The sequence below is a fragment of the Synechococcus elongatus PCC 6301 genome, from assembly GCF_000010065.1.
In the GTDB taxonomy this organism is placed as follows: domain Bacteria; phylum Cyanobacteriota; class Cyanobacteriia; order Synechococcales; family Synechococcaceae; genus Synechococcus; species Synechococcus elongatus.
Map to the genome: position 1 here is coordinate 285,797 of NC_006576.1, position 23,235 is coordinate 309,031.

Consider the following 23,235-nt stretch of genomic DNA (forward strand, 5'->3'; position numbering starts at 1 on the left):
CCGCACCTTAGTCTTGCTGGCTGGCAAACTGCTTAGCACCCAAGGCTGCCAAACTCGTGGCCAACAGCACCAGAATCAGCAAGCTGTACCAAGGGTAATTGGCGGGATTGTAGGCCGCTGCTCGCAGCCCCAAGTTGGTGTACGTCAGGGGCATCAGGTAGACCGCTGCTTTGAGAACGATCGGCAGTTGCGCCGGATCAAAGAAGGTCGCACCCAAGAAGGACATCGGCACGATTAAGAAGTTGTTGTAGAGACCCACGGTTTCCAAGGACTTGACTCGCAAGCCGACCAAGACACCAATTCCGGCAAAAGTGGCGCAGTTGAGTACCAACGTCAGCAAGAACAGGGGGTTCAGGAAGCCCCAACTGCCAGTCGCCAGAATTGCGATCGCTAGCAGCGAAACCGAAGTCAGCAGCCCACGCACGACGCCCGCGATCATTTTGCCGATGTGCAGCGCCAGCGGATGAACTGGGAGGAGCAGTGTTTCTTCAAAAGTTTTGCTGAATAGTCGCTCGCCGCAGATCGAAAAAGTGGTGCCGCCAAAGCTAATCGCCATCGACGACAGCGCCACCATGCCTGGCAGGATGAATTCTAAGTAGCTGTTGTAGCCGCTAGGCAGCCCAGAACCTGGACGCAGGGAACTCCCCAGGCCAAAGCCAAAAGCCACGATATAGATCAATGGTGAGACCAAACCAGAGGAAACAATCTGGGTAATGCGCACCCGGAGATCGAGCCAGTCTCCCCAGAAGACGGTCAGGCTGTCTTGCCAAATCAAAGCCAAGGGCGATCGCGGCGCTGCAGTCGAAGCGAGGAGACTACTCATGAGGTTCAGGGAACAATCGTGCTAAACCAGTACTCAGATCAGGATACGGTGCGTTCTTGGCCGCACCTCTCACTCTGCAGTTGCCAACGAGGCTTTGCATGCGTCGCCGTCCTTCCCCTCCTTCCTACCCCAGCCGCTACTCGGAGCCGCCGAGCCGCCCGCCTCAGCAGCCCCAGAACAAAAATCCTTTCGACTTGATGACCTTGTCGATTCTAGGTGGTGTGCTGATCATCGGAATCGGGATTGGCTCGGTGATTACGTCCAACCTAAGCTTCTCGCCAGAGAACGTCGTTTCGCGGGAAGCCTTAGATCAGCAGGCTCCCGATCGCGATATCTGTGTGCAGTACGGTGCCAGTGCTGTCGCGATGGACATGCGCGTCTTTATGACCCTCAATCCGTTTAGCGTCTATGTGTCGCAGCCGGTGATGCAGCCGGGTTGTGTGATTCGGCGGAATAACTGGGCCGTGCTCGAGCAACAGGGAGCCGTCAGCGGAAACGATGTGCGCGACTGCAAAAACCGGATGAATACCTTTGCCTATACAGGGACGCTGCGCAGCAAACCGGCTGTGAATTGCGTCTATCAAAACGACGCTGCTCAGAACCTCTTCCTCTCGCCGGGTGGGGCCGAGCAATCGCCTAACGAAAGCAACCAGTTCTAAAGCGGCAGCTGAGGTTTAATGCAAGGGGCTATTGCCCCTTGTCTGCTTTTGAGACTTGTGAGACCTGCGATCGCTCCATGACTCTTCTGTCCATCGATCAACTTTCGGTGACCTATCCGGGCTCAGAGCAACCGGCTCTCCAGCAGCTATCGCTGGAGCTAGCTGCGGGTGAACGCTTGGGGTTAGTCGGTGAGTCAGGGTGCGGCAAGAGTACGCTGGGGCGCGCCATTCTGCGATTGTTACCGCCCGGCAGCCACCAGCAAGGAGACATTCGCCTCGCGGGGCAAGCACTCGGTCAACTTCAGGGGCGATCGCTCCAACGGTTCCGTGGCGGCCAAGTAGGGCTGGTCTTCCAAGATCCGATGACGCGCCTCGATCCGCTGCAGACGATTGGCGATCACCTGCTAGAAACGCTACAAGTCCACCGACCACACCTCAGCCGCCGCCAAGCCAAACAGCAGGCTCTGAGCTGGCTTGAACGAGTACGGATTCCTGCCAATCGCTGGTCCCAGTATCCGCATCAGTTTAGTGGCGGCATGCGGCAACGCGTGGCGATCGCGCTGGCTCTCCTCTTGCAACCGCGTCTCGTGGTTGCTGATGAGCCCACCACTAGTTTGGATGTGACGGTCGCGGCGGAAATTTTGCAGGAGCTGACGCGCCTCTGTAGCGAAGAAAATACCAGTCTGCTGCTGATTTCCCACGATTTACCAATGGTGGCCGCTTACTGCGATCGCATTGCAGTGCTTTATCAAGGGCAATTGGTGGAAACTGGTCCAACCACAGCCGTGCTGACTCGGCCTCAGCATCCCTATACGCAAACCCTGCTGCAATCTGCCCGAGCTGCGATCGCGTCATCCCCATCAACGCTTCCTGCCACCACACCGCTGCTGCAACTAGAGAACGTCACCCAACATTTTCGTGTTGCTCAATCTTGGCTGCAGGGCTGGCGCGGCGGTGGTGAGATTGTGCGGGCAGTAGATGGCCTGAGTTTAGAAGTCTGGCCCGGCGAAACCCTCGGACTGATTGGGGAATCAGGCTGCGGTAAAAGCACGTTGTTGCGTACCATCCTGCAACTCCTTCGTCCCAGTCAGGGTAAAGTGCTGTTTCAAGGGCAGGATCTGACGCAATTGCCCGATCGCCGTCTGCGATCGCTGCGGCGTGAACTGCAGCTGATCTTTCAAGATCCGGCGGCTTGCCTCAACCCTCGCCTCACGATTGGCGATGCAATCGCCGATCCCCTCAAGATTCAAGGGCTGGCTCGCGGCGCTGCGGCCAAGCAACAAGTGCTGGCGATTTTGGAACAGGTCGGTCTGACGCCCGCTCCCACTTGGGTCGATCGCTATCCCCATCAACTCTCCGGTGGACAGCAACAGCGAGTTGCGATCGCCCGAGCGTTGATTACCCGCCCCAAACTTGTCCTCTGCGATGAGCCGGTCAGCATGTTAGATGCCACGGTACAGGCTCAAGTGCTTGCGCTCATGCAGGAACTGAAGCAGCAACTCAACCTCACTTACTTATTTGTCACGCATGACCTACGGGTAGCGCGGGAATTTTGCGATCGTGTCGCGGTTTTGCAGCGCGGGAAAATCGTCGAAATTGGCCCTGCTGCCCAGGTGTTGACACAACCTGAACATCCCTACACGCGATCGCTGCTGGCTTCGCTACCGGAGTTGCCGATCGCAATTTGAACTCGAAGTTACATCTTTGGGGATCAACGCTGGTAGTATCTTTGCCAGCTCTCGCGACTCAGGGTCAGCATTAACCACTTTGTATTCTGAGGTTTATGGCAATGCCGCCAGCTACAACGGATAAGACAACTGCTCGCTTTCGTCCAGCCTCTGATTTCCCTCGTTCGATCACCGGCTTGAAACAGGAGAAGGCTGAGGCGATCTACTTAGAGCTGCGTGACTGTCTCATTTTCACTAACCGTAGTCGTGGCCAACTGACTCGGCGCAATCAGGAATACAAAAACAAAGCGATGCAGCTGCAGTCGGATGTGCAGCGCCTTCAATCCCTGATTGAAAAGTTGGAAGTTGACAAGCTTCAGATCGAAGCCAGTAAGCGGCAAGTCATTTCCGAGCTACAGGCTGAATTTGCTACTGTCTCCCAACATCTTGATGAGCTATCAAGTGCCTTTGATGAGATTCAAGATTTTGAGAACTTACTCAAGAGCCCTACAGGCTTGATTAGTGCTACACCTCGCTTGATTAAATTTCTGCGCCGGATTGTCACCATCGTGCGCTTTTGGCGGCGACCTGATGATTCCCAACCAACCCTGACAGGCACGGAGCAGGATCGTCGCGATCGCCCGCAGATGTACGACGATCCCGAATCCAATGGGCGTTCGCTCCTCGATCGCTAGGATTGAACGATGGGCAAAGCAAAACTTCAGCGGCTACTGGGAGAACTCGAGGCGGTTCAACTCTCCGATCGCCAGAATGCAGCAGCGATCTATACGGTAGCCACCGTGGCCGTCCAAAAGTTGAAAGAGCAAGCTGTTGCCCCGCCAGTGCCTGCTTTGCCCGAGGCTGCTCCTGTCGATTTTTCAGCGTTCAAACAGCAGTTCGTTGACCACAAAGCTTGTCGGCAATGGTTGAAAGGGCAGGGAGTTCAATTTGCCAAAACACCAAGCTGGGAAGACCTCTATCAGAGTTGGCGATACCTCCTGGCAGTCCAGCCAGCTCTGACAACAACCTTGCAAACTCATCCGTTACCGGCATCGGCAAAGCTCACGATTGCCCCTCACACTCTGCTGGAAAGTCTGGACTAGCCCAGGCTGGTAGCTACAGTTGAGGCTACTGGTCGGCTTGAACGATCAGTACATCGCAGCTGACGTGGTGGACGACATAGCTACTGACGCTGCCCATCAAGATTTCTGAAATCCCGCTCAGACCACGCCGACCCACAACAACGAGGTCTACGCCCAAGTCTTTGACGGCATCGCAAATGCCTCGGCTGGGATCGATAAAGCGAAGCAAGGGAATGGCTTCGATATTAACTGCGGTTGCTTGTTGTCGCAGATCTTGCAGTTGCTGGCGGGCCAACTCAGCATCTTGCCGTTGGCTGGCTTCTGCCAAGCTGAGATCGACAGTCCAGTCAGATGGCGAGTTTAGGAAGTTGATGTAGCTGCTGCTGTAGACCGGAGGTAATGGCGAGCAGTGCAGTAAAACCAGTTGAGCCTGATTTTGTTGGGCTAGCGTCAGCGCTTTCTTAAAAATCGAACTTTTGCCAGCCGAAAGATCAATCGCTGCCAAGATTTTTTGATAGCTCATCTGGCACCTCACAAGCAGCGCTGTTCTACTTCAATTATCCTGCTAGCCCTGCGAATTCAGTATTTAGCTGTCATTGCGAACTGTTGAGCATAGGGATGACAAGAGGGCTCAGCCAGTGGTTTGGCAGCGATCGCAGTGTCCACAGCGCCAAGTTGTGGGGTGATTGCTCCCGAAGGATTGCAACAGCGATCGCCAACGGCAGTCGCGACTGTAGAGGAACTGCCGCAGGGGTTGTAGATCCAGCCGGGGTGCTGGGCGTGGAGTGGGTATGGCTCGCCGCCGATACCGGAAGGGATCCAGCCACTGCAACTGCCCCAGTCTTTGCAGGTAGGCCAAGGCTAAATCCAGTTCATTACTACTGGCTAGGCTGCGAAGATCGCCACTGGCGGGAAGTTGCTGGGCTTGCCGTTGGGCCGCTTCCCATTGTTGCTGGGTAGCCTGCTGAAATCCTTGCCAGCGATCGCGATCGCTCGGATCGAGCCAACCACTGGGCTCACTCACTAAGGTCAGGCCTTGGGCCCGTTGTTGATCACGTCCACCACGGCCGACTTCTTGCAGATATTCACTGAGGAGCAAAGGGGGGTGTACATGGGCAACCCAGCGTACATCGCGCTTATCAATGCCCATCCCAAAGGCAGAGCTACAGACTGCAAAGGGCAGCGAACCAGTTTGCCAAGCTTGCTCAATTTGCCGCCGTTCGCGATCGCTCACTCCGGCATGATAAGCCGCGCAGCGGTAGCCTCGATTGCGCAAGCGGTCGGCCCAGGTTTCACAGTCGCGCCGGCTGCGCAGATAGATTAAGCCACTCTGACCTTGATGTTTGGCTAAAAAGTCTAAGAGCTGATTCTGACGCTGGCGAGGCGTCCACACCGTCTTCACGGCTAGGACAAGATTGCTGCGATAGGGATCGCGCTGATGTCGTTGAGGTTGTTGCAGTTGTAGTATCTGGCTGAGTCGTGCCACCTCTTGGGGGTAAGCGGTCGCTGTGAAAGCTGCGATCGGGAAGGAAGGTTTACCCAATCGGACGAGAGCAGGTCGGATCGCACCTAGCCGCAGGTAGGTCGGTCGGAAACTTTCGCCCCACTGCAGCAGACAGTGGGCTTCGTCGAGGATGAGTCCTGCGATCGCAATCGTTGGCTCCGTCAGACGCGACCAGAGAGGCGTACTCAGTAAGGTTTCGGGCGCCAGATAGAGCAGCTTGAGTTGCGGTAACTTCTGAAGCACGGCCTTGCGATCGCGTGGAGCCATCTGGCTATGGAGGCAGGCGGCAGCAATTCCCCGTGCTTGTAGGTCCGCCACTTGATTTTCAATCAGGGCAATCAGCGGCGTCACCACGATCGTCAACCCCGATCGCAGAAGTGCTGGCACTTGGAAGCAGAGCGATTTGCCACCGCCGGTTGGCCAGATGATCAGACAATCTCGACCTTGAGCGATCGCCTCTACAATCTCAGCCTGTCCCGGTCGAAAGGCGGGGTAACCCCAATGCTGCTGAAGCAGTTGTTGCGCGGTGAGTGATGCGGCCTGAACCATAGCCGGCAAACAAGCAGTGTCTCCAGCATTCCCGCTAGCCACTGCAGATCCCCAAGCTCAGTCAATCAGCCAGTAGCCGTTCTCAGTGCAAACTGCTGAAAAAGGGATGTCCCAAGGATCGTGGGGTAACTCCGACATGATCTGCGCTGCATAGGCGACCACGATCGCCGGAATCGATCGCCAAGCTGGGTCCGCCCGCAGGCGATCGTAGTAGCCACCGCCATACCCCAACCGATAACCTTCCTTATCCACAGCCACTGCTGGCACGATGAGCAGATCAATTTCAGCTGGAGAGACTGTTAGAGAGTCTGCTAGAGGCGCAAGCACTCCAGCGCAGTCCTTTGCTAGAGGCTGTTCAAACTGATAGCAATGGGCATAAAGCCGTTGATTTTGACAGCGAGGCAGTGCCCATTGTTTGGGTTGCAAGAGTAGTGATCGCAAGTCCGGCTCAGCCCCTAGCGGCCAATAACTCAAAACCGTTGTCGCCCGCTGAAACAGCGAAGAGGCTTGCAAATGTACCGCGATCGCTTGGCTGTACTGCTGTCGTTCCACCACTGACAGCGATCGCCGTTCTGCAAGTAGTTGTCGCCGCAGGCTGGCCTTATCAAGGTGCAAGCGCGGAGTCATCCAAAACTGAGTGATCCACAGATTACAAGCGATCGAGGATGGAATGCTGGAATCAGGCTTCTGAAGGACATTTGCACTGATCTAATGATTGTCTACTTATGTTCTACAGTCATTTATCTTATATCAAGAAATTTGAGACTTAAAGCAAGTCCAACTTGAGTCTTTAATAAGAACCTTGGGATATGAAAAATTGGAGGCTCATGGTTACGATCCCAGAGATAACCAAGACGGGTTCGCTATGTCACCGACAGTTGCCTTGCTGCGGGTCGATCGCTACGAAGCCCAATTGCTCGATGAGCGACTCGCGGCCTTACTTGCGCCTTGGGGGGGAATGGCTGCTTTCGTGAAGCCCGGCCAGAAAGTCTTGCTCAAACCCAATTTGTTGACAGGAAATCGGCCCGGTAAGGAGTGTGTGACGCGTCCCGACCTCGTAGCAGCGATCGCGCGGCTAGTTCGCCAAGTCGGTGGAGAGCCATTTTTGGGCGATAGTCCTGCTTTTGGGAGTGCCAAAGGGGTCGCGATCGCTAGTGGCTATGGCCCAATGTTGGAGGAACTCGATATTCCCCTAGTGGAATTTCGCGGTGTGCGACAGAGTACTGACAGTCCTACTTTTCAGCACCTCAGGCTTAGTCGGGAAGCTTTAGGGGCAGATGTCGTTATCAACATCCCCAAGCTCAAATCCCATGTGCAGCTGACGCTCTCGGCAGGCGTGAAAAATCTGTTTGGTTGCGTCCCCGGCAAGATGAAAGCGTGGTGGCACCTCGAAGCTGGGAAAGATCGCGATCGCTTTGGTGAAATGCTTGTGGAAACTGCTCGGGCGATCTCACCAGCACTGACGATTTTGGATGCGATCGTCGCCCATGAGGGCAATGGTCCCAGCAACGGCGAACCGCGATCGCTCAAGCTATTAGCAGCAGCGGATGATGTTTTTGCCCTCGATCAAGCCTGTGCAACATTGCTAGGGCTAAATGAGTTGGCCGTTCCGACCCTAGCAGCGGCAGCACGACTGCAATTACAGCATCCAACATTGCACTATCCCTTTCTAGATGCTGGTGATTGTCGGATTCTGGATTGGCGGCAACCCGACCGCCTAGTTCCCATTGATTTCGGTGCACCTAGAATTCTGCGATCAACCCTGAAGCATCTCTACATCCGATTAATTAAAGAACCGTTCCAAGCCTATGCACGGTCGTCTTCGTAGTTACGAGACTCGTACACAGATCAGTAGGTTGAGGAAACGAAAACGCGATCGCAACTAGAGCTGACTAATCCGAACCGTCTGATTGCGACCATTCAACTTCGCTTTGAGCATCGCCATATTTGCAGCTTTCAACAGCTCAGAGGGAGTTTGGCCAGCAGAAGGGAAGGCTGCAACGCCGAGAGAAATCGTGATCCGACAATTGCTCACTGCTTTCTGACTCACAGCCAGTCGAATTTGCTCAGCCCGTTGATAGGTCATGTCCTCATCCATGCCTGGCAAAATGAGGACGAACTCCTCGCCCCCATACCGACAAGCAAGATCTTCACCGCGCCGACACGATTCCAGCATCGTTTGTCCGAGTGTCTGCAACACTTGATCGCCAACAGCATGTCCAAAGCGCGTATTAAAGTCTTTGAATTTATCAACATCCAAGAAGATTAATCCCACTGAATAAGGGGCATCCCCTAGAGACCGCGATTCATTACGACGAATTGCTGTTAGTAACGTTCGTTCAAGAATTTCATCAAGGAAACGCCGATTATAAAGAGCTGTATTACTATCTCGATAGCTCAACTGTTTGAGCTGTTCTTGAAGGTGCATTACTGCCAAAGGTAAGGCTAATTGCTGACCAAAAGACTCCACAATTTTTTGAGACTTAGGGTCAACATTAGTCAGGTGTAAAATACCAATCAGCTGTTCATGTGCTTGTAATGGAATACAGATAATATTATCAGGAATAATCTCTCCATGTAGATGGTGACAGAGACCGCAGGGATAGGTAAATTCCGCTTGACTAGAGTGATAACATTCGCCTCGTCGCATTGCCCAACAATCGGAGGGCATCGCGAGAGAAGGTAATTCCAACTCACCAAAGCGAGCAATCTCAACGAGTGTATCTCTCGAAGCACTGATTTCAAGGACAGCACCTTGTGCTTGAGGAAACCAGCGCTGAAAGAAATCCTCCAGAATTTTTTTAATCTCTTCTGTAGAGCGACAGGTCAGGAGTAAACTACTTAATTTCTGTTCGAGCTGCAATACTTTGAGCTTGTGATTGAGCGTATCTTCTTTCTCTTGGTAATCATGATCAATGACACTCATCTCCCGTTGCTCTCGGCGTTGTTCTTGATAGAGTGCGATCGCAAGAGTCAAGCCTAGGAGCGAGCCTAAAATCAGGAGGACATTTGTGAGTAGACGATAGCTATCAACATTAATTACACGACGATCGAGGATTCTTCGCTCATTTTGAACAATCTGATTGATTTGAGAGTGTACATTATAATAAGAGGCATCGAGGCTTGGTGTAGCCTCTTGCTTTGCATTCATTAGATTTTGCTGCTCCTCTAGCTTGGATTGGATCAGCGCTGATAACGCCGCAATCTCTTTCAACTGTTCTGGATTGGGGGGCTGAACATAAAAGCTTTTTAACTTATCAATTGAATCCAACAGCTGTTCTTGTCCAAGCTGATAGAGTTTGTTATCGGTTTCTTGGCGACTTTCCAGGTAGCTGTTAAATCGGAAGAGCAGTCGAATCTGGTAGTAGTCAATTATTTGTGCAACTTCGATCGCTTCAAGAGAGCGATCGACTTGGCGACGGGCTTCTTGAATTGCGAATAGTCCTAAGCTCCCTGCAATGCCAAAAACACCGAGGAGTAAGCCTGCCCCACCATAAACCCAAGAACGCCACCCCTTGACTTTTAGGCGCGGTTTTGGGTTTGGTAGTCCTACCTCTATCTCATCCAGTAGTGACTGATCTGAGGAGTCTGCTGTACTGAAGGCATTTTGCATCGCTCTAGAATCTTGAGGCTCCCATAGTCAGTATCGCCATACGTTTTTAGTATTCCCTAACTCATTTTGTCGCCCTTCAGGGTGTGCAAAAAACAATCCTGGTAAATATTCATTGATGCAAACTAGCGTGCTAATTATCAACTAGCAAATTTCACTGCTGCGAATCATTCCAAGCGATCGCTGCTCTTGCAGCAATTTCGACTGACCGTTCTATCTGAGTCATCTACAAGAAAATAAGACTGATATGAGACTGGGGTTATGAGTTACTAGATGCTAGGGTAACTGCTTGCCCTTCTGCGGTGTACGCAAGATGGCGGAATTCTGAAACTCTTATCTAGAGCAGTTTTAAGGGTGTTTAAAGTCCAGAACAGATTGATTTGGACTACTTTTATTTTTTGGAGATTGGCTTTTTGGGGTTCTTACAGCCTAACATGTCCTGCAAATTTTTCTCATTCTGGTCTCATTACTTCTTAATCGCTCTCACCAATTCCAGCAGCCTGGACTAAATAGCGATCGTCTGAAAATTAGCGGTCAAAATCCCCAGTTCGGTTCTTATTTCGAGCCACGAAAAACTCCGGATTGTTCAGATCCAGTCCCGGATTCAGTCGCATATGCCCCATGTCTGCTTGGATAGAGCCGAGAACAGCCTGCCTCTAGGACAAGAAGCTCGCCACCTTGTTTCCGCTCCTAAGACTGTCTCAACTGAAACAATATCTGCCCTACAAAAAATTAGGCCCAAAGCGATCGCCCTGAGCCTAGAAAGGTTTGAAAGTGGCTGGGTTATGCGCTAGTGAGTCACAGCAAGAGTTTGCGCTAGACCATTTGCCTGTGCTGCTTCGACAACGGCGGCTGCGACAGCCGGCGCTACACGAGAATCAAAAGCACTGGGGACGATGTGCTCTGCCGAAAGAGTTTCTGGGGGTACTAGAGCTGCGATCGCTCGTGCAGCGGCTAGGAACATGCTGCTGGTCAGGCTCTTCGCCCGACAATCCAAGGCTCCACGGAATACGCCTGGGAAAGCCAGGACATTATTAATCTGGTTCGGGTAGTCACTGCGGCCCGTGGCGATGACGGCTGCCCGCCCCTGAATCAGCTCTGGTTGAATCTCGGGGATGGGGTTGGCCATCGCGAAAATAATGCGATCGCTCGCCATAGTTTCCACCATTTCGACGGTCAGCACCCCCGGCACGCTGACACCGATAAAGACATCCGCATTGACCAGAGCATCAGCTAAGCTCCCACCTGCTTCAATGGCGAATGCTTGCTTCTGGGGCGTCAGATCGCTGCGATCGCAACTAAGAATCCCGCGAGAATCACAAATGATGATGTTAGTAGCGCCCGCTTCCCGCAGCAGCGAGGCAACGGACAGACCGGCCGCACCGGCTCCATTCATCACGATCCGCACCTGTGAGAGCGATTTCTTGACCAGCTTCAGAGCGTTTTCAAGTGCTGCGAGGGTGACGATCGCGGTGCCATGCTGATCGTCGTGAAACACCGGGATATCTAGCTCTTGCTTCAGTCGAGCTTCAATTTCAAAGCAACGAGGAGCCGCAATATCCTCCAAATTCACGCCCCCAAAGACCGGCGCGATTCGCTTCATCGTCTCGACAATCTCATCCGTGTCTTGGGTATCAAGACAAATCGGGAAGGCATCGACATCGCCAAACGCCTTGAACAGCATGGCTTTGCCCTCCATCACCGGCAATGCACCGGCTGGGCCAAGGTTACCAAGGCCAAGAACGGCGGTCCCATCGGTGACGATCGCCACCATGTTTTGTTTGACCGTTAGCTCGTAGACGCGATCGGGGTTAGCCGCAATCGCCTTACAAACGCGACCCACACCGGGCGTATAGGCCATAGCAAGCTGGGCTTGACTGGTCAACGGCAGCTTTGGCTCGACGCTAATTTTGCCACCACGGTGTAGTGCAAAGGTGCGATCTTCGCTGTCTAGCAACTCCAGATCCGGCACTGCTGCGATCGCTTCAACCACTGCTGCAGCCTGCTCTTCACTGGCCGCTTCTACTATCAGCCGACGGTCAATCCACTGGTTAGTCCGCTGCAGCAATTCCATCTCTGTTAAGTTCGCGCCGGTCGTGGCGATCGCCTGCACAACATGCAGCATGGCAGCGGTATTGCTGGGCATACGCACCAGAACCGAAACGCTGTGACTGGCATTAGGAGTAAGTGCAGAAGCCATTGAGACAGGGGTGCGAAGAGTCTTAATGCCATTGTCCCACCCTGCTCGAGTCTCCCCTAAAGGATTTCTGCCTTCCTTTTAGCTAGAGGCACGGGCGATCAGCTATACGGTGAGATTTTAGCTTGTCTACTAGTCTTATAAAAGTCGCAACTAAGTCCAAAAACAAGTCTTATAAATCTTATAAATAGACAAAAATCACCCTAGAGCTAATCACTGACCTAAAAAAAGACCCAAAGCCTTAAACAGCCTTGAGTCCAGCGATCAGCTCTGCAAATGACTGATTTTTAAGGAACACTCAGTTTGTCTGTGCAGTCGCTCAGCGCAGCTGGATGGGGCTCCAGCGATTCACGGGAGGAGCCAGATATTCTGGGGCAAGTTCCGTCGCCGATCGCGCCGTGAGGTACAGGTCAAAGCTGACTGAGAGTCGCGTCAAGTCAGTCAGGTTTTCGGTGACGCCATGTCTTGTGCTGGCAGGAAACAGCAGCAATAATCCAGCCTGCGGTGGATAGTCAATCCACGCTTGGTTGAGTGCAGCCTCCTCGGCAATCACCTCGCCATAGCCAACGGCTAAGCCGGGCACCAACTCATTGCGCGGGCGATCGTCAAAAATTCTGAGGGCTCCCAGTTCAGGATCGCCGCTGCCGTTCAAGTAGTAGATAGCGCTGAGATGGGCGTTGGGATGGTGATGGGCGCCAATGCTTTGGCCGGGCTCAGAAACAACCGGCCACGATCGCTGAATCCACAATTGCAAAGCCTCCGTTTGAAAACCCAACGCTTGGCAAAACTGCAGCGCTTCAACCTCTACCTGCGATCGCAACCAAGCAAAATCAGGATGTTCATGCACCAAGGCCACGCCATTCATGTCGCCGGTCCAGGCCGATTCCCCACTCGGATTCGCCCAGAGATCACCGCGCCATTGAAAAATCTGAGCAACCATCCGCTCATGTAGAGCCGGATCGGGCGTGAGCAGGTTGCGAGAAACAGCAAGCGGGAACCAAGTATCAATGGGCATCGATTACGGCTGTGAAGAGTCTTTCGATACCCTACTCCACTCGTTATAACTAGCCGAAATAGCCAGAGATTGTTGTCAGCAAGGGCCACAATAGGGGGCACCGTGGCCTTTCTTGGCGATCGAGCGATCGCTATCACGCATGCCTCATGCCATCGTGCAACAGGCCCAGCCTGCCCTGGAATTCATTCCGCCTGACTATCAGCCCTGGCTGCATCGACTGGTCAAGCTAGTTTTACCGTTCCTGTTACGCGCCCAAAAAATTCAGCGGGTTGAGGCCACAGGGATTGAGGAGCTAGCAGGGCTACTGGCACAATTTCAAGCCCGTCAAGTTCGCCTGATTTTGGCTTTTCGACATCCCAGCACCCAAGCCCCCCTTGTTTTGGCCCATTTGCTTTGGAAAACCATCCCGACGGTGGCACGCCACAATCACATTCCGCTGCGATCGCCGGTGCATAGTCAATTCCTCTACGATCGCGGCATTCCGATCTGGGCCGGTCAGTTCACAGGCTGGGTGCTGTCGAAGTTGGGGGGGATTCCAATTCAGCGCGGCAAGTTAGACCGCACTGCCCTCAAAACAGCCCGCGATCGCTTAGTCAATGGCAACTTTCCCCTCGCGATCGCCCCCGAAGGGGCCACCAATAATCACAGTGAAATCCTCAGCCCGTTGGAACCGGGCATTGCTCAGTTAGCCTTTTGGTGTTGTGATGACCTAGCCGCTGACGATCGCGCTGAAGCGGTCGTAATCGTCCCAATCGGTCTGCAATATCCTTTCGTCAACAAGCAGGATTGGCACGCGATCGACCATTTGTTGACGGAACTAGAGCAAGACCTCAACCTCTCCAGCCTCTTACCTTCCTCAATCGATGATCCGGCCGCACGTCGCTACGCCCGTCTGGCGCGACTGGGGCTACAAATGCTCACCACCTTTGAAACCTTTTACCGGGAAGCCTATGGCCAAACCCTAGACCCCAATCCGGCAGACCCTGCAACCGCATCAACGGCCTATCCAGACTTTGCCAGACGACTTCAGCAGCTGCGGGAAGTGGCCCTGTCAGTGGCGGAATCCCACTTCAATCTGCCGGCTAAAGGTTCAATTAGCGATCGCTGTCGTCGCATTGAACAGGCAGGCTGGGATCGCATCTATCGCGATGATTTAGATCAGCTTTCGCTAGTGGCGCGAGGGTTGGCCGACTGGAATGCTACGGAAGCCAGTATTCGCATGGGGCACATGAGGCTAGTAGAGCATTTTGCCGCCGTCTCAGGCTCCTACGTCCGCGAGAAACCGACGATTGATCGCTACGCAGAAGTGCTGACGATCATGGCGCGGGCAATCGCTTGGACTCAAGGTCGCAGTCCCCAGTCCGTCTCTAAACTCAGCCAACGGATTGCCAAGCTACAAATCGGGCAGCCGATCAACGTCAGCGATCGCTATCTGGACTATCGCCAAAACCGGCGAAGTGCGATCGAGCAACTCACCTGTGACCTAACCAATCGTCTCGAACAATCCATCCAAACCTCGACTCACTGAGTCCGTTCTGCAGTCCAGTCGAGTACGGAGATGGTCTCTCAGGCTGTCAGTCTTATTCGCTAGGGAATTAGAACAGTCGCCCTCGGCGGCCATCCGGCAGAATCGTCCACCAGTTCGTTTTCGCCATCTTTAGCTGCACCGGCGTCAGCTTGGCACCCCGCAAGTTAGCCCCGCAAAGATTCGTGCCCCGCAGGTTGGCATTGCTCAAAATGGCATCGCTGAGATCTGCCTTCTGCAAATTGGCGAAACTGAGATCGGCGTTGCCAAAGTAGGCCTGATGAAGATTGGCTCGTCGCAAATTGGCGCGGTGGAGATTGGCCTGACCAAAATCTGCACGCTCTAACTGAGCGGCAACAAAGAGCGATTCCTTGAGTTGAGCCCCTTGAAAGTTGACGCTGGGCAACTGTGATTCACTCAGGTCAATCCGGTTGAGCGGTTGCTGACTAAAATCACGCCGTCCACGCTGGTAGGTTGCCAGAATGTCACGGGCATTGAGGCTGAGTCGTCCAGCACTGTTATTGCCCGAGGTATTGCTCGTCCCACCTGTCCAAGCGGCGATTTGCTGTGCATCTGCCAGTTGCTCAGGCCGATTGCCACTGCGATCGCGGCGTCGAGCGCGAATGGCCTCAGCTTGACGCTCTTGGGGTGAAGGATAGCCTGATCCGGTTCGTCCAGAGGAGGGTTTGATCGGCGGGGCACCTGGGGGCAAGGCACTGAGGCCCTGAATCAGACTGTCGTGGTAAGGCTGTAAATCCAGAGCCGTCATCACTTGCTCAGCTCGTTGGTAGCGATAGCGCACAGAAGCTGCCAACATCTTGCCGAGTACGGTTGCGAGGGCATCACTGACCTGCACCGAATTACGCCACAACAGCTCGCCAGTAACCGGGTTGTAATCCAGATCTTGAGGGCCTTTCCCGGTCATCAAGAACAGACAGGTCACTCCCAAGGAATAGAGATCGCTGCTGTAGACAGGCCGCATGGCAAGTTGCTCGGGCGGCGCATAACCACGGGTGCCGACAGAGAAGGAGGTCAAGGCTGTCAGGCCACTGCCGCCCTGGATTTGACTGACTTGGTCTTTGACCGCGCCAAAGTCGATCAGGACAAGGCGGCGATCGATGTCGCGGCGGAGCAAATTCGCTGGCTTGATGTCCCGATGAATCACGCCTTGGTTATGCAAATACTGCAGGAGGGGCAGCAGTTCACTCAGGAATTGCTTGGTCGCTGTTTCGCTATAAACTCCCTGCTCCCGTACTTCCTGCTCAAGAGTTTTGCCCCGAATATATTCTTGAACTAGATAAAAGCCTTCGGGGGCTTCGAAATAATCCAACAGTGTCGGGACTTGGGGATGGCTGCCAATGCGGCCGAGGGTTTTGGCCTCCCGCCGGAATAGCTCCCGCGCCATCAGCATAATTTCAGGGTCTTGCACCTGGGGCAGCAGCTGCTTGATGACGCAGAGGGGTTCTCCTGGCAACTGGAGGTCTTGCCCAAGATAGGTCGCTCCAAATCCACCCTGGCCGATCGCCTTGACCACGCGGTAGCGATCGCGCAGCAGGAGCGGTGAGCCGCAAGTGGCGCAGCTGCTGTTAGCGTCGTCGTTATTTGGCTGTCCGCAGTCTGGATTGAGACAGAGAGCCATGAGCAGGGTGCAGGGAAGAACCAGATCTTCTACAGTTGCATCCACTTTAGCGGCGATCGCGGCTTCGCAAAGCCCTCCACCCTTTGCCGATAGAATGATTGAGCCGAAACGGGGCACTCAAGGAAGGCGGTTAGCATGCGGATATCCCTGAACTGGTTGCGCGAGCTGGTCCAGGTTGACCTCGAGCCCGAGGTGCTCGCGGAAAAACTGACCCTAGCGGGTTTTGAAGTTGAAGAAATCGAAGACCGCCGCACTTGGGCCGCCGGGGTTGTCGTGGGTCGGGTCTTGGAACGCGAACAGCACCCAAATGCCGATCGCCTCAGTGTTTGTCAGGTGGAGATTGGCCAAGCAGAACCAGTCACGATCGTCTGTGGTGCCAGTAACGTCCGAGCAGATATCTGGGTCGCTGTCGCCACCTTGGGCAGCTATTTACCCTGCATTGACCTCAAGCTAAAGCCGACCAAACTGCGGGGTGTGCGATCGGAGGGCATGATTTGCTCTCTGTCTGAGCTAGGACTGACCAAAGAATCAGAAGGCATCCACATCTTCCCTGAGGATGCAGGCTTACAAGCGGGGCAGCCCGTTGGCCCCCTGCTGGGGCTGGATGATGTTGTCCTCGATTTAACCTCAACGGCGAATCGGGCTGATGCCCTGAGCCTGATCGGGATCGCGCGGGAGGTGCGGGCCTTAACTGCGGCTACCCTGACGCTACCTGAGGTGGGAACTGCAGACCTATCCCGAACTACCCTGTCTTGGCGATCTCTCTACAAAGTGAAGCCTGGAAGCCACTACAGCGGCACGATCATCGAAGGGGTGACGATCGCGCCCTCGCCGGAGTGGTTGCAAAAGCGGCTGCAACTGGCCGGGATTCGCACGATTAATAATGTCGTCGACATTACCAACTACATCCTGTTGGAGTACGGTCAGCCGCTCCACGCCTTCGACCGTCAGAAACTGCAAGCGATCGCGGGCAGTAGCGATCTTGCGATCGGGGTGCGATCGGCCCAAGCCGGTGAAACGCTGAAGACCCTAGACGATCAGGAACGGACGCTAGCCGAAGCCGCTCTGGTAATTACGGCGGGTGATTGCCCAGTGGCCTTAGCAGGCGTCATGGGCGGTGCTGACAGCGAGGTTAGCCAAGAAACCACCCAACTCCTGTTGGAGGCCGCTTGGTTTGAACCGATCGCTGTGCGTCGGTCAGCTCGGAGCCAAGGGCTGCGCACCGAAGCCTCAGCTCGCTATGAGCGTGGGGTCAATGTGACAGAACTGCCGATCGCGACGCAACGGGCGATCGATCTGTTACTACAAATCGCTGGCGGTACTGTCATCAGCCAAACAGTGGCGACCACCACGCAAACTGAACCGGAGCACAGCATCACCCTGCGCCTCCAGCGGATTAATGAATTGCTTGGCCCTGTTCAAGCAGAAGACGAGGAACTGAAAGATCTCGGTGCCGATGATATTGAGCGGTTGCTAACCGCGATCGGCTGTCATCTAACCTTGGTGGATGATGCGGTTTGGCAAGTCCGCGTGCCACCCTATCGCTACCGCGATCTAGAGCGTGAGATCGACCTGATTGAGGAAGTGGCTCGCCTCTACGGGTACGACAACTTTGGCGAAACCCTACCACCACTGGGCAGTGACGAAGGAGCGCTTTCAATCGATGAAAGTCTGCGCCGCCAAATTCGGGCCGTCTGTCGGGGCGTCGGCCTGACGGAATTACAGCATTACTCCCTAGTCAAACCCGGTAGCGATCGCCAAGTCCATCTGGCTAATCCGCTACTGGCGGAATATTCCGCCCTGCGGCTCGATTTGCTCAGTGGTCTGATCGATGCCTTCCAGTACAACTGGGAGCAGGGTAATGGTCCACTCTGGGGCTTTGAAATCGGTCGCATTTTCTGGCGGGAAGAGGATGGCTTCTTCGAGGCCGATCGCATGGGCGGCATTCTTGGCGGTGATCCCAGCCGAGGCCGTTGGCAGCGCGGGGGCAAAGAGCAGGCGATCGACTGGTATGCCGCTAAAGGGGTCTTGGAAGAAATCTTTGAGCGCTTTGGCCTCACGATTGAGTTTCAGCCCGATCGCCAAGACGATCGCTTCCATCCAGGTCGCACTGCTTCGCTCTGGCTGCAGGGTGATCGCCTCGGACGTTTTGGTCAGCTTCACCCATCACTCTGCGAGGGGCGGGGTCTGCCAGCAGAGGTCTACGCCTTTGAGCTGGATCTCGATGTCTGGCTCGACCACCTCGATCAACCAGAACGGCAAGTACCGCGCTTCCAGCCTTATAGCAGCTTCCCTGCCAGCGATCGCGATTTGGCTTTCTTCGTCGATCAGTCTGTGACTGTGGCGGAATTGGAGCGGATCATTCGCCGTCAGGGTGGAGCCCTCCTCAGCGAAGTCGAGCTATTCGACCAATATTGCGGTGAGCATGTGCCGGAGAACCAGCGCAGTTTGGCCTTCCGTCTCACCTATCGGGCGAGCGATCGCACCCTGACTGAGGCAGAAGTGGAGCCGGTGCACGATCAGGTGCGACAGTCCCTCGTCGAACGCTTCCGCGTCACCCTACGCAGCTAAAACAGTCCTAAAGTGATCGCTATCAGCCTCTCTCCAGTAACGAGGGAGAGTCCTTGCTGGCGATCGCCTTGCCAATTTTTGCGACCCCCCTGCGGGGATCAAAAGTCTCCCTCACAATAGGAGCAGGTTGCCCAAGGCGGCCATGGATACTCCTCGGCTTCATCCCGAAACGATCGCAGCAGTCAAAGAACGGGCCGATATCGTCGATATCGTCTCGGAACAAGTCGTGCTGAAAAAGCGCGGCAAGGATTTTGTCGGCCTCTGCCCGTTCCACGACGATAAATCGCCGAGCTTCACTGTCAGTCCGGCTAAGCAGTTCTACTACTGCTTTAGTTGCGGCGCCGGCGGCAATCCGATCAAGTTCCTGATGGAGCTAGGCAAGCAGTCCTTTAGCGAAGTTGTCCTCGATCTCGCGAAGCGCTACCAAGTTCCGGTTCGTACCCTCGAAGTTCAGCAACATCAAGAGCTGCAACGCCAGCTCAGCCGCCGCGAACGCCTCTACGAAGTTTTAGCTGTCGCGACCCAGTTTTACGAGCAGTCGCTGCGCCGACCAGAAGGTGCGGCAGCCTTGGATTACCTCAGGCGATCGCGGCAACTCCAAGAGTCCACCATTCAGAAATTTCAGCTCGGCTATGCGCCAGCCCAGTGGGCCAGTCTGGCAACCCATTTGATTGAGCAGAAGCGCTTTCCTGCTGACTTGGTCGAAGAAGCCGGTTTAGTCGTGGCGCGGCGCAATGGCCAGGGCTACTACGATCGCTTCCGCGATCGCCTGATGATTCCCATCCATGACCTGCAGGGGCGGGTCGTGGGCTTCGGTGGCCGCACGCTGACCGGTGAAGAGCCGAAGTATCTCAACTCGCCCGAGACCACGCTCTTTGAGAAGGGCAAGCTACTCTTCGGGTTGGACAAAGCCCGCGCTGCGATCGCCAAGCAGGATCAAGCTGTCGTCGTTGAAGGCTACTTCGATGTGATCGCCCTGCATGCAGCAGGCATCGATCATGCGGTGGCTTCCCTCGGAACGGCCCTCAGTCGCCAGCAGGTCAAGCTGCTCTCGCGCTACAGCGAATCCAATCAGATCGTGCTCAATTTCGACGCCGATCGCGCTGGTGCTAAGGCGGCAGAACGGGCGATCGGGGAAGTTGAAGATCTGGCCTATCAAGGACAGGTACAGCTGCGGGTCCTCAATCTGCCTGGCGGTAAGGATGCTGACGAATACCTACAGCGTCACAGTGTCGCCGACTATCGTGAGCTACTGGCGCGATCGCCCCTCTGGTTAGATTGGCAGATCGATCAACTGCTGCGCGATCGCAACCTCGATCAGGCCGATCAGTTTCAAGCCGTCGTTCAAGCGATCGTGCAACTGCTGGGCAAGCTGCCCAACACACCTCTACGCACCCACTACGTTCACCAAGTCGCCGAGCGCCTCAGTCAGGGTGAAGCCCGAACTGCTGTTCAGCTTGCCTCAGACCTGCGGGCACAAGTGCGGGGTCAACGTTGGCATGGTCAGGCTAGCCGCTGGGAGAAACCGGGCGATGACAGCATTCGGGAGCAAGCGGAAGCGCAGATTCTCAAGGTCTATCTCCATTGCCCACGCTTGCGCTTGGCTGTCCGCAAAACCCTCCACGATCGCGAAATTCAAGGTTTTAGCCTGCAGCCCCACCGTTTGCTCTGGCAGGCGATTGCTGAAATAGAAGAAGCGCACCTTGGCTTTGCAGCCATGTATCAAGTCGAGCGAGGGGAAGGCAACGGTGACGACTTAGCAGCGATCGACCTCGTGCCGATTCTGCGCGATCGCCTCGATCAACTCACAGGAGTTTCCCTCGGTGGCTTCTTGGAACTGAGTGAAAATGACCACGCCGATCTCACCCATCCACTGCCGTTGTTACGGGGTGCTGTGGCCTTGGTGGAACGACTGCGCTGCGAAAAACGTTGCCGCCATTTGCTTGACTCTTGGGCACGCCAGAGTATTCACACCTTTGAACATTGCATTGAGCAACTGCTGCAAGCAGGCATTGGGGAGGATGTTGATGCTGAGGCGCAGATTACCGCTCTGCACGAACAGCTCAACCAAGAGGCGCTTCACTTCCAAAAGCTTTACTACAACGAGCGCCGCTATCTACAGCAACTCGATCAAGAACGCTGCCTGAATCCCCAAGCATTCTTGGGCATGACAGAGCACGATGCTACTGCGATCGCCCCGACCACTCCCCAGCCGATTTCTGCCTAAGGTGCATCTCTAGCGACACTCTTGTAAGTGATCGAGGGCGTTTTGATAAAGCGCCACAATGTGATGATCCTGTAGCTGGTAGTAGACATGCCGCCCTTGCTTGCGATAGCTCACCAGCCGCAGATTACGGAGCGATCGCAATTGGTGAGACACCGCCGATTCGGAAACACCAATTGCCTGGGCCAAATCCCCAACACAGAGCTCCGATCGCGCTAACAGGGACAGCAACCGCAGTCGATTTGGATCGGCCAGCACTGCAAAAAATTCGGCTAGCGATTGGGCAACTTCGGGTGCGATCGCTTGAAGCTCCGAGGCGATCGCCGCATGAGTCCCTTGGCAGACTACCGTCTCTCCGTCCTGCAGCACTGGTTTTGTCATGAGCCAATCACGGTTTGTCCACCCACCATACCTGAATCAAGATTCAGATGTTAGGCTAAACACATGAACAGTTATTCAGATATTCAAAGGAGTTGCTGTCATGACCTCAACAACCTTGGTCAAATGCGCTTGTGAGCCCTGTCTCTGCAACGTCGATCCCAGCAAAGCGATCGATCGCAACGGTCTGTACTACTGCAGCGAAGCCTGTGCCGATGGCCACACCGGTGGTAGCAAAGGCTGCGGCCACACCAGCTGTAACTGCCACGGCTAATCAACTGTTTCCCTGCTAATCCCCCATCAATCGAAAACCGCTGGCTCCTCAATCATGGGCCAGCGGTTGATTATTTATAGGAGGTGCGATCGCGCAGCCTTACAACCCCTACTCGCCGGTGATCGAGAGACCTTCGACCCAAACAGCCGGCGAAATCCCACCGGGCGTGATCTGGGCGATCGCATCGACTTGGACGATATTGCGCAACAGTTCCCGAAAATCGCCTGCAGCGGTTGCTGATTCGATGCTGACGCGATCGCCTTGATTGACCAACCAGCCATCAAAGGGCAGCGAGAACGAGCCTTGCAAGGACTGAACACCCGCATGGAGCGCTTGCAGATCATCGATCAAGATCACAGACTCGGCCGTATCGAGGCTCAGTTCCGATCGTGCTTCCGCGGCTTCGACTACCCCAAAGTGGGGGCTAACGGTGACTTTAGCCCCAAGGTTGGCGTGACCGGTCGGGCTGGCACCCAGTCGCTTAGCCGTCCCCGCACTATGCAAGAAATTTTTGAGTACACCGGCTTCAATCAACGGGAGCCGGCGAGTCGGAGTCCCTTCACCGTCAAAAGCTGTCGCCCCCCCATTAGATGGATGACGGGCATCGTCGTAGAGATTCAACAGCGGCGAGGCGATCGCCGTTCCCAAGGATTCTGGCGTCGAGAGGCTCTGGCGATCGAGCACACTCTGGGCATTGAACAAGTTGGAAAAGGCTCCTAGCAGTTGTAGAAACGCTTCTGGTGAGAAGCAGACCAAGTATTTCCCTGAAGTGATCGGGCGGTAGTCGAGGTGACTGATCGTTTTCTCTGCTGTCTCAGTAACGCAGCCACTGAAATCGAGATCGGCCAAGCGGTGCGCCATCCGAAACGCCCCCGCACTGCGCGGCTTGCGATCGGCCTGCTCGGTCTTGCTGTAGAGGTAGAGCGAAGCGTAGCTGCCTTTCTCCGATCGCAAGGCCCCAGCGCTATTCAGATAGAAACCCTCACTGCGTCGACGCGCCAAACCGTTGTAGGGCACTGCCGCAATCGCGGGATGACTGGCGAGCAACTGCTGCTCAGCCTCAGCCAAGGCAGCAATCAGCTCGGGCACCGCTTCGATGTCGTAGTTGGGAATCTCCAGCGGCTCTAGCGGTACAGTCGCCTCGGGGCTGAAGTCCGGCGCGTGCTCACGAATCCCGAACTGGCTGGCTTCCAAAGCCGTTTGCAGCGCCAGCTCTAAGCCCGGCAGATCGCTCTCACTGGTGGACGTGACGCCAACCTGTCCTTGCTCATTCCAGACGCGAACTGTGACGCCCGATCGCTGGGAGGCTTTGACCTGTTTGGGGTCGCCCTTCTCGACCTGCACGCTGGTCTCTTCGACGGCAGAACCAGAGACATCGTATTGAGCAATGCCCAAGCGTCGGGCACTTTCACTCACTTGTTCGGCAAGGCGATCGATGGCCAGGGGCATAGTCACACAAGAAAAACGCTGAGAAGAGCCGCAGAAGCTCCTGCTCCTAGTGTATGGATTCTGGAGCGG

Annotated in this window: 19 protein-coding genes; 9 read left to right on the top strand and 10 right to left on the bottom strand. The window is 54.9% G+C overall.

The features are described from left to right. Positions 1-7 precede the first annotated feature (7 nt). A complete protein-coding gene (locus SYC_RS01275) occupies positions 8-823 on the bottom strand; it encodes an ABC transporter permease (protein ID WP_011242560.1) in 816 nt (271 codons plus the stop codon). Positions 824-921: 98 nt separating this feature from the next. Between SYC_RS01275 and SYC_RS01280 the strand changes: the two genes are divergently transcribed. The 4 genes from SYC_RS01280 to SYC_RS01295 all read left to right on the top strand — a co-directional run bounded on the left by SYC_RS01280 (position 922) and on the right by SYC_RS01295 (position 4,252). Continuing rightward, the gene (locus tag SYC_RS01280; protein ID WP_011242561.1) at positions 922-1,482 is read left to right on the top strand and encodes a DUF3172 domain-containing protein; all 561 of its coding nucleotides are present in this window, start codon (positions 922-924) and stop codon (positions 1,480-1,482) included. Between the two features lie 77 nt (positions 1,483-1,559). Further along, positions 1,560-3,170 carry a dipeptide ABC transporter ATP-binding protein gene (locus SYC_RS01285; protein ID WP_011242562.1) on the top strand — a complete coding sequence of 537 codons (1,611 nt, stop codon included), beginning with the start codon at positions 1,560-1,562 and terminating at the stop codon, positions 3,168-3,170. Between the two features lie 101 nt (positions 3,171-3,271). Continuing rightward, positions 3,272-3,844 (top strand): hypothetical protein, encoded by a 573-nt coding sequence (locus SYC_RS01290; protein ID WP_011377972.1) that lies wholly within the window; start codon positions 3,272-3,274, stop codon positions 3,842-3,844. Positions 3,845-3,853: 9 nt separating this feature from the next. Then, the gene (locus SYC_RS01295) at positions 3,854-4,252 is read left to right on the top strand and encodes a hypothetical protein (RefSeq protein ID WP_011242564.1); all 399 of its coding nucleotides are present in this window, start codon (positions 3,854-3,856) and stop codon (positions 4,250-4,252) included. A gap of 25 nt (positions 4,253-4,277) precedes the next feature. On the opposite strand, the gene SYC_RS01300 is transcribed toward SYC_RS01295, so the two are convergent. From SYC_RS01300 to SYC_RS01310, 3 genes are all read right to left on the bottom strand, one after another. After that, complete coding sequence (locus SYC_RS01300; RefSeq protein WP_011377971.1) at positions 4,278-4,754, bottom strand: universal stress protein; 477 nt, start codon at positions 4,752-4,754, stop codon at positions 4,278-4,280. Between the two features lie 108 nt (positions 4,755-4,862). Continuing rightward, a complete protein-coding gene (locus SYC_RS01305; RefSeq protein ID WP_011242566.1) occupies positions 4,863-6,284 on the bottom strand; it encodes a RecQ family ATP-dependent DNA helicase in 1,422 nt (473 codons plus the stop codon). Between the two features lie 57 nt (positions 6,285-6,341). Next, on the bottom strand, positions 6,342-6,911 hold the full coding sequence (locus SYC_RS01310) for a 5-formyltetrahydrofolate cyclo-ligase (RefSeq protein WP_011242567.1): 570 nt from the start codon (positions 6,909-6,911) through the stop codon (positions 6,342-6,344). A 238-nt stretch (positions 6,912-7,149) separates the two neighbouring features. Between SYC_RS01310 and SYC_RS01315 the strand changes: the two genes are divergently transcribed. Continuing rightward, on the top strand, positions 7,150-8,112 hold the full coding sequence (locus SYC_RS01315; protein ID WP_011242568.1) for a DUF362 domain-containing protein: 963 nt from the start codon (positions 7,150-7,152) through the stop codon (positions 8,110-8,112). A gap of 54 nt (positions 8,113-8,166) precedes the next feature. Here the strand turns inward: SYC_RS01315 and SYC_RS01320 are convergent, their stop codons facing one another. The 3 genes from SYC_RS01320 to SYC_RS01330 form a co-directional block, all read right to left on the bottom strand. Then, entirely contained in the window at positions 8,167-9,897 is a 1,731-nt protein-coding gene (locus tag SYC_RS01320; protein ID WP_011242569.1) for a diguanylate cyclase, read from the bottom strand. 787 nt (positions 9,898-10,684) lie between these two features. After that, positions 10,685-12,094, bottom strand: coding sequence for an NAD(P)-dependent malic enzyme (locus tag SYC_RS01325; RefSeq protein WP_011242570.1), 1,410 nt, complete (start codon positions 12,092-12,094; stop codon positions 10,685-10,687). Between the two features lie 316 nt (positions 12,095-12,410). After that, the gene (locus tag SYC_RS01330) at positions 12,411-13,106 is read right to left on the bottom strand and encodes a 2OG-Fe(II) oxygenase family protein (RefSeq protein ID WP_011242571.1); all 696 of its coding nucleotides are present in this window, start codon (positions 13,104-13,106) and stop codon (positions 12,411-12,413) included. Positions 13,107-13,245: 139 nt separating this feature from the next. On the opposite strand from SYC_RS01330, the gene SYC_RS01335 reads away from it, so the two are divergent. Then, positions 13,246-14,634: a lysophospholipid acyltransferase family protein gene (locus tag SYC_RS01335; RefSeq protein WP_011242572.1), complete on the top strand. Its 1,389-nt coding sequence runs from the start codon at positions 13,246-13,248 to the stop codon at positions 14,632-14,634. A 67-nt stretch (positions 14,635-14,701) separates the two neighbouring features. Here SYC_RS01335 and SYC_RS01340 read toward each other — a convergent pair whose 3' ends face one another. Continuing rightward, a complete protein-coding gene (locus SYC_RS01340) occupies positions 14,702-16,270 on the bottom strand; it encodes a serine/threonine-protein kinase (protein WP_011377967.1) in 1,569 nt (522 codons plus the stop codon). Between the two features lie 135 nt (positions 16,271-16,405). Between SYC_RS01340 and pheT the strand changes: the two genes are divergently transcribed. Continuing rightward, entirely contained in the window at positions 16,406-18,841 is a 2,436-nt protein-coding gene (gene pheT, locus SYC_RS01345) for a phenylalanine--tRNA ligase subunit beta (protein WP_011242574.1), read from the top strand. A 142-nt stretch (positions 18,842-18,983) separates the two neighbouring features. Further along, the gene (dnaG, locus tag SYC_RS01350) at positions 18,984-21,068 is read left to right on the top strand and encodes a DNA primase (protein WP_011242575.1); all 2,085 of its coding nucleotides are present in this window, start codon (positions 18,984-18,986) and stop codon (positions 21,066-21,068) included. Between the two features lie 9 nt (positions 21,069-21,077). On the opposite strand, the gene smtB is transcribed toward dnaG, so the two are convergent. Next, complete coding sequence (gene smtB / locus SYC_RS01355; protein ID WP_011242576.1) at positions 21,078-21,446, bottom strand: Zn(II)-sensing metalloregulatory transcriptional repressor SmtB; 369 nt, start codon at positions 21,444-21,446, stop codon at positions 21,078-21,080. A 100-nt stretch (positions 21,447-21,546) separates the two neighbouring features. On the opposite strand from smtB, the gene SYC_RS13475 reads away from it, so the two are divergent. Next, a complete protein-coding gene (locus tag SYC_RS13475) occupies positions 21,547-21,717 on the top strand; it encodes a metallothionein (RefSeq protein WP_011242577.1) in 171 nt (56 codons plus the stop codon). A 108-nt stretch (positions 21,718-21,825) separates the two neighbouring features. Here SYC_RS13475 and SYC_RS01360 read toward each other — a convergent pair whose 3' ends face one another. Further along, a complete protein-coding gene (locus SYC_RS01360) occupies positions 21,826-23,166 on the bottom strand; it encodes a TldD/PmbA family protein (RefSeq protein WP_011242578.1) in 1,341 nt (446 codons plus the stop codon). Positions 23,167-23,235: the final 69 nt, after the last annotated feature.

Coding starts and splice junctions, on each gene's coding strand:
- SYC_RS01275 (WP_011242560.1), bottom strand. CDS start 823: ATGAGTAGTCTCCTCGCTTCGACTGCAGCGCCGCGATCGCCCTTGGCT.
- SYC_RS01340 (WP_011377967.1), bottom strand. CDS start 16,270: ATGGCTCTCTGTCTCAATCCAGACTGCGGACAGCCAAATAACGACGAC.
- SYC_RS01305 (WP_011242566.1), bottom strand. CDS start 6,284: ATGGTTCAGGCCGCATCACTCACCGCGCAACAACTGCTTCAGCAGCAT.
- SYC_RS01335 (WP_011242572.1), top strand. CDS start 13,246: ATGCCTCATGCCATCGTGCAACAGGCCCAGCCTGCCCTGGAATTCATT.
- SYC_RS13475 (WP_011242577.1), top strand. CDS start 21,547: ATGACCTCAACAACCTTGGTCAAATGCGCTTGTGAGCCCTGTCTCTGC.
- dnaG (WP_011242575.1), top strand. CDS start 18,984: ATGGATACTCCTCGGCTTCATCCCGAAACGATCGCAGCAGTCAAAGAA.
- SYC_RS01320 (WP_011242569.1), bottom strand. CDS start 9,897: ATGCAAAATGCCTTCAGTACAGCAGACTCCTCAGATCAGTCACTACTG.
- SYC_RS01360 (WP_011242578.1), bottom strand. CDS start 23,166: ATGCCCCTGGCCATCGATCGCCTTGCCGAACAAGTGAGTGAAAGTGCC.
- pheT (WP_011242574.1), top strand. CDS start 16,406: ATGCGGATATCCCTGAACTGGTTGCGCGAGCTGGTCCAGGTTGACCTC.
- SYC_RS01300 (WP_011377971.1), bottom strand. CDS start 4,754: ATGAGCTATCAAAAAATCTTGGCAGCGATTGATCTTTCGGCTGGCAAA.
- SYC_RS01315 (WP_011242568.1), top strand. CDS start 7,150: ATGTCACCGACAGTTGCCTTGCTGCGGGTCGATCGCTACGAAGCCCAA.
- SYC_RS01330 (WP_011242571.1), bottom strand. CDS start 13,106: ATGCCCATTGATACTTGGTTCCCGCTTGCTGTTTCTCGCAACCTGCTC.
- SYC_RS01280 (WP_011242561.1), top strand. CDS start 922: ATGCGTCGCCGTCCTTCCCCTCCTTCCTACCCCAGCCGCTACTCGGAG.
- smtB (WP_011242576.1), bottom strand. CDS start 21,446: ATGACAAAACCAGTGCTGCAGGACGGAGAGACGGTAGTCTGCCAAGGG.
- SYC_RS01310 (WP_011242567.1), bottom strand. CDS start 6,911: ATGACTCCGCGCTTGCACCTTGATAAGGCCAGCCTGCGGCGACAACTA.
- SYC_RS01285 (WP_011242562.1), top strand. CDS start 1,560: ATGACTCTTCTGTCCATCGATCAACTTTCGGTGACCTATCCGGGCTCA.
- SYC_RS01295 (WP_011242564.1), top strand. CDS start 3,854: ATGGGCAAAGCAAAACTTCAGCGGCTACTGGGAGAACTCGAGGCGGTT.
- SYC_RS01325 (WP_011242570.1), bottom strand. CDS start 12,094: ATGGCTTCTGCACTTACTCCTAATGCCAGTCACAGCGTTTCGGTTCTG.
- SYC_RS01290 (WP_011377972.1), top strand. CDS start 3,272: ATGCCGCCAGCTACAACGGATAAGACAACTGCTCGCTTTCGTCCAGCC.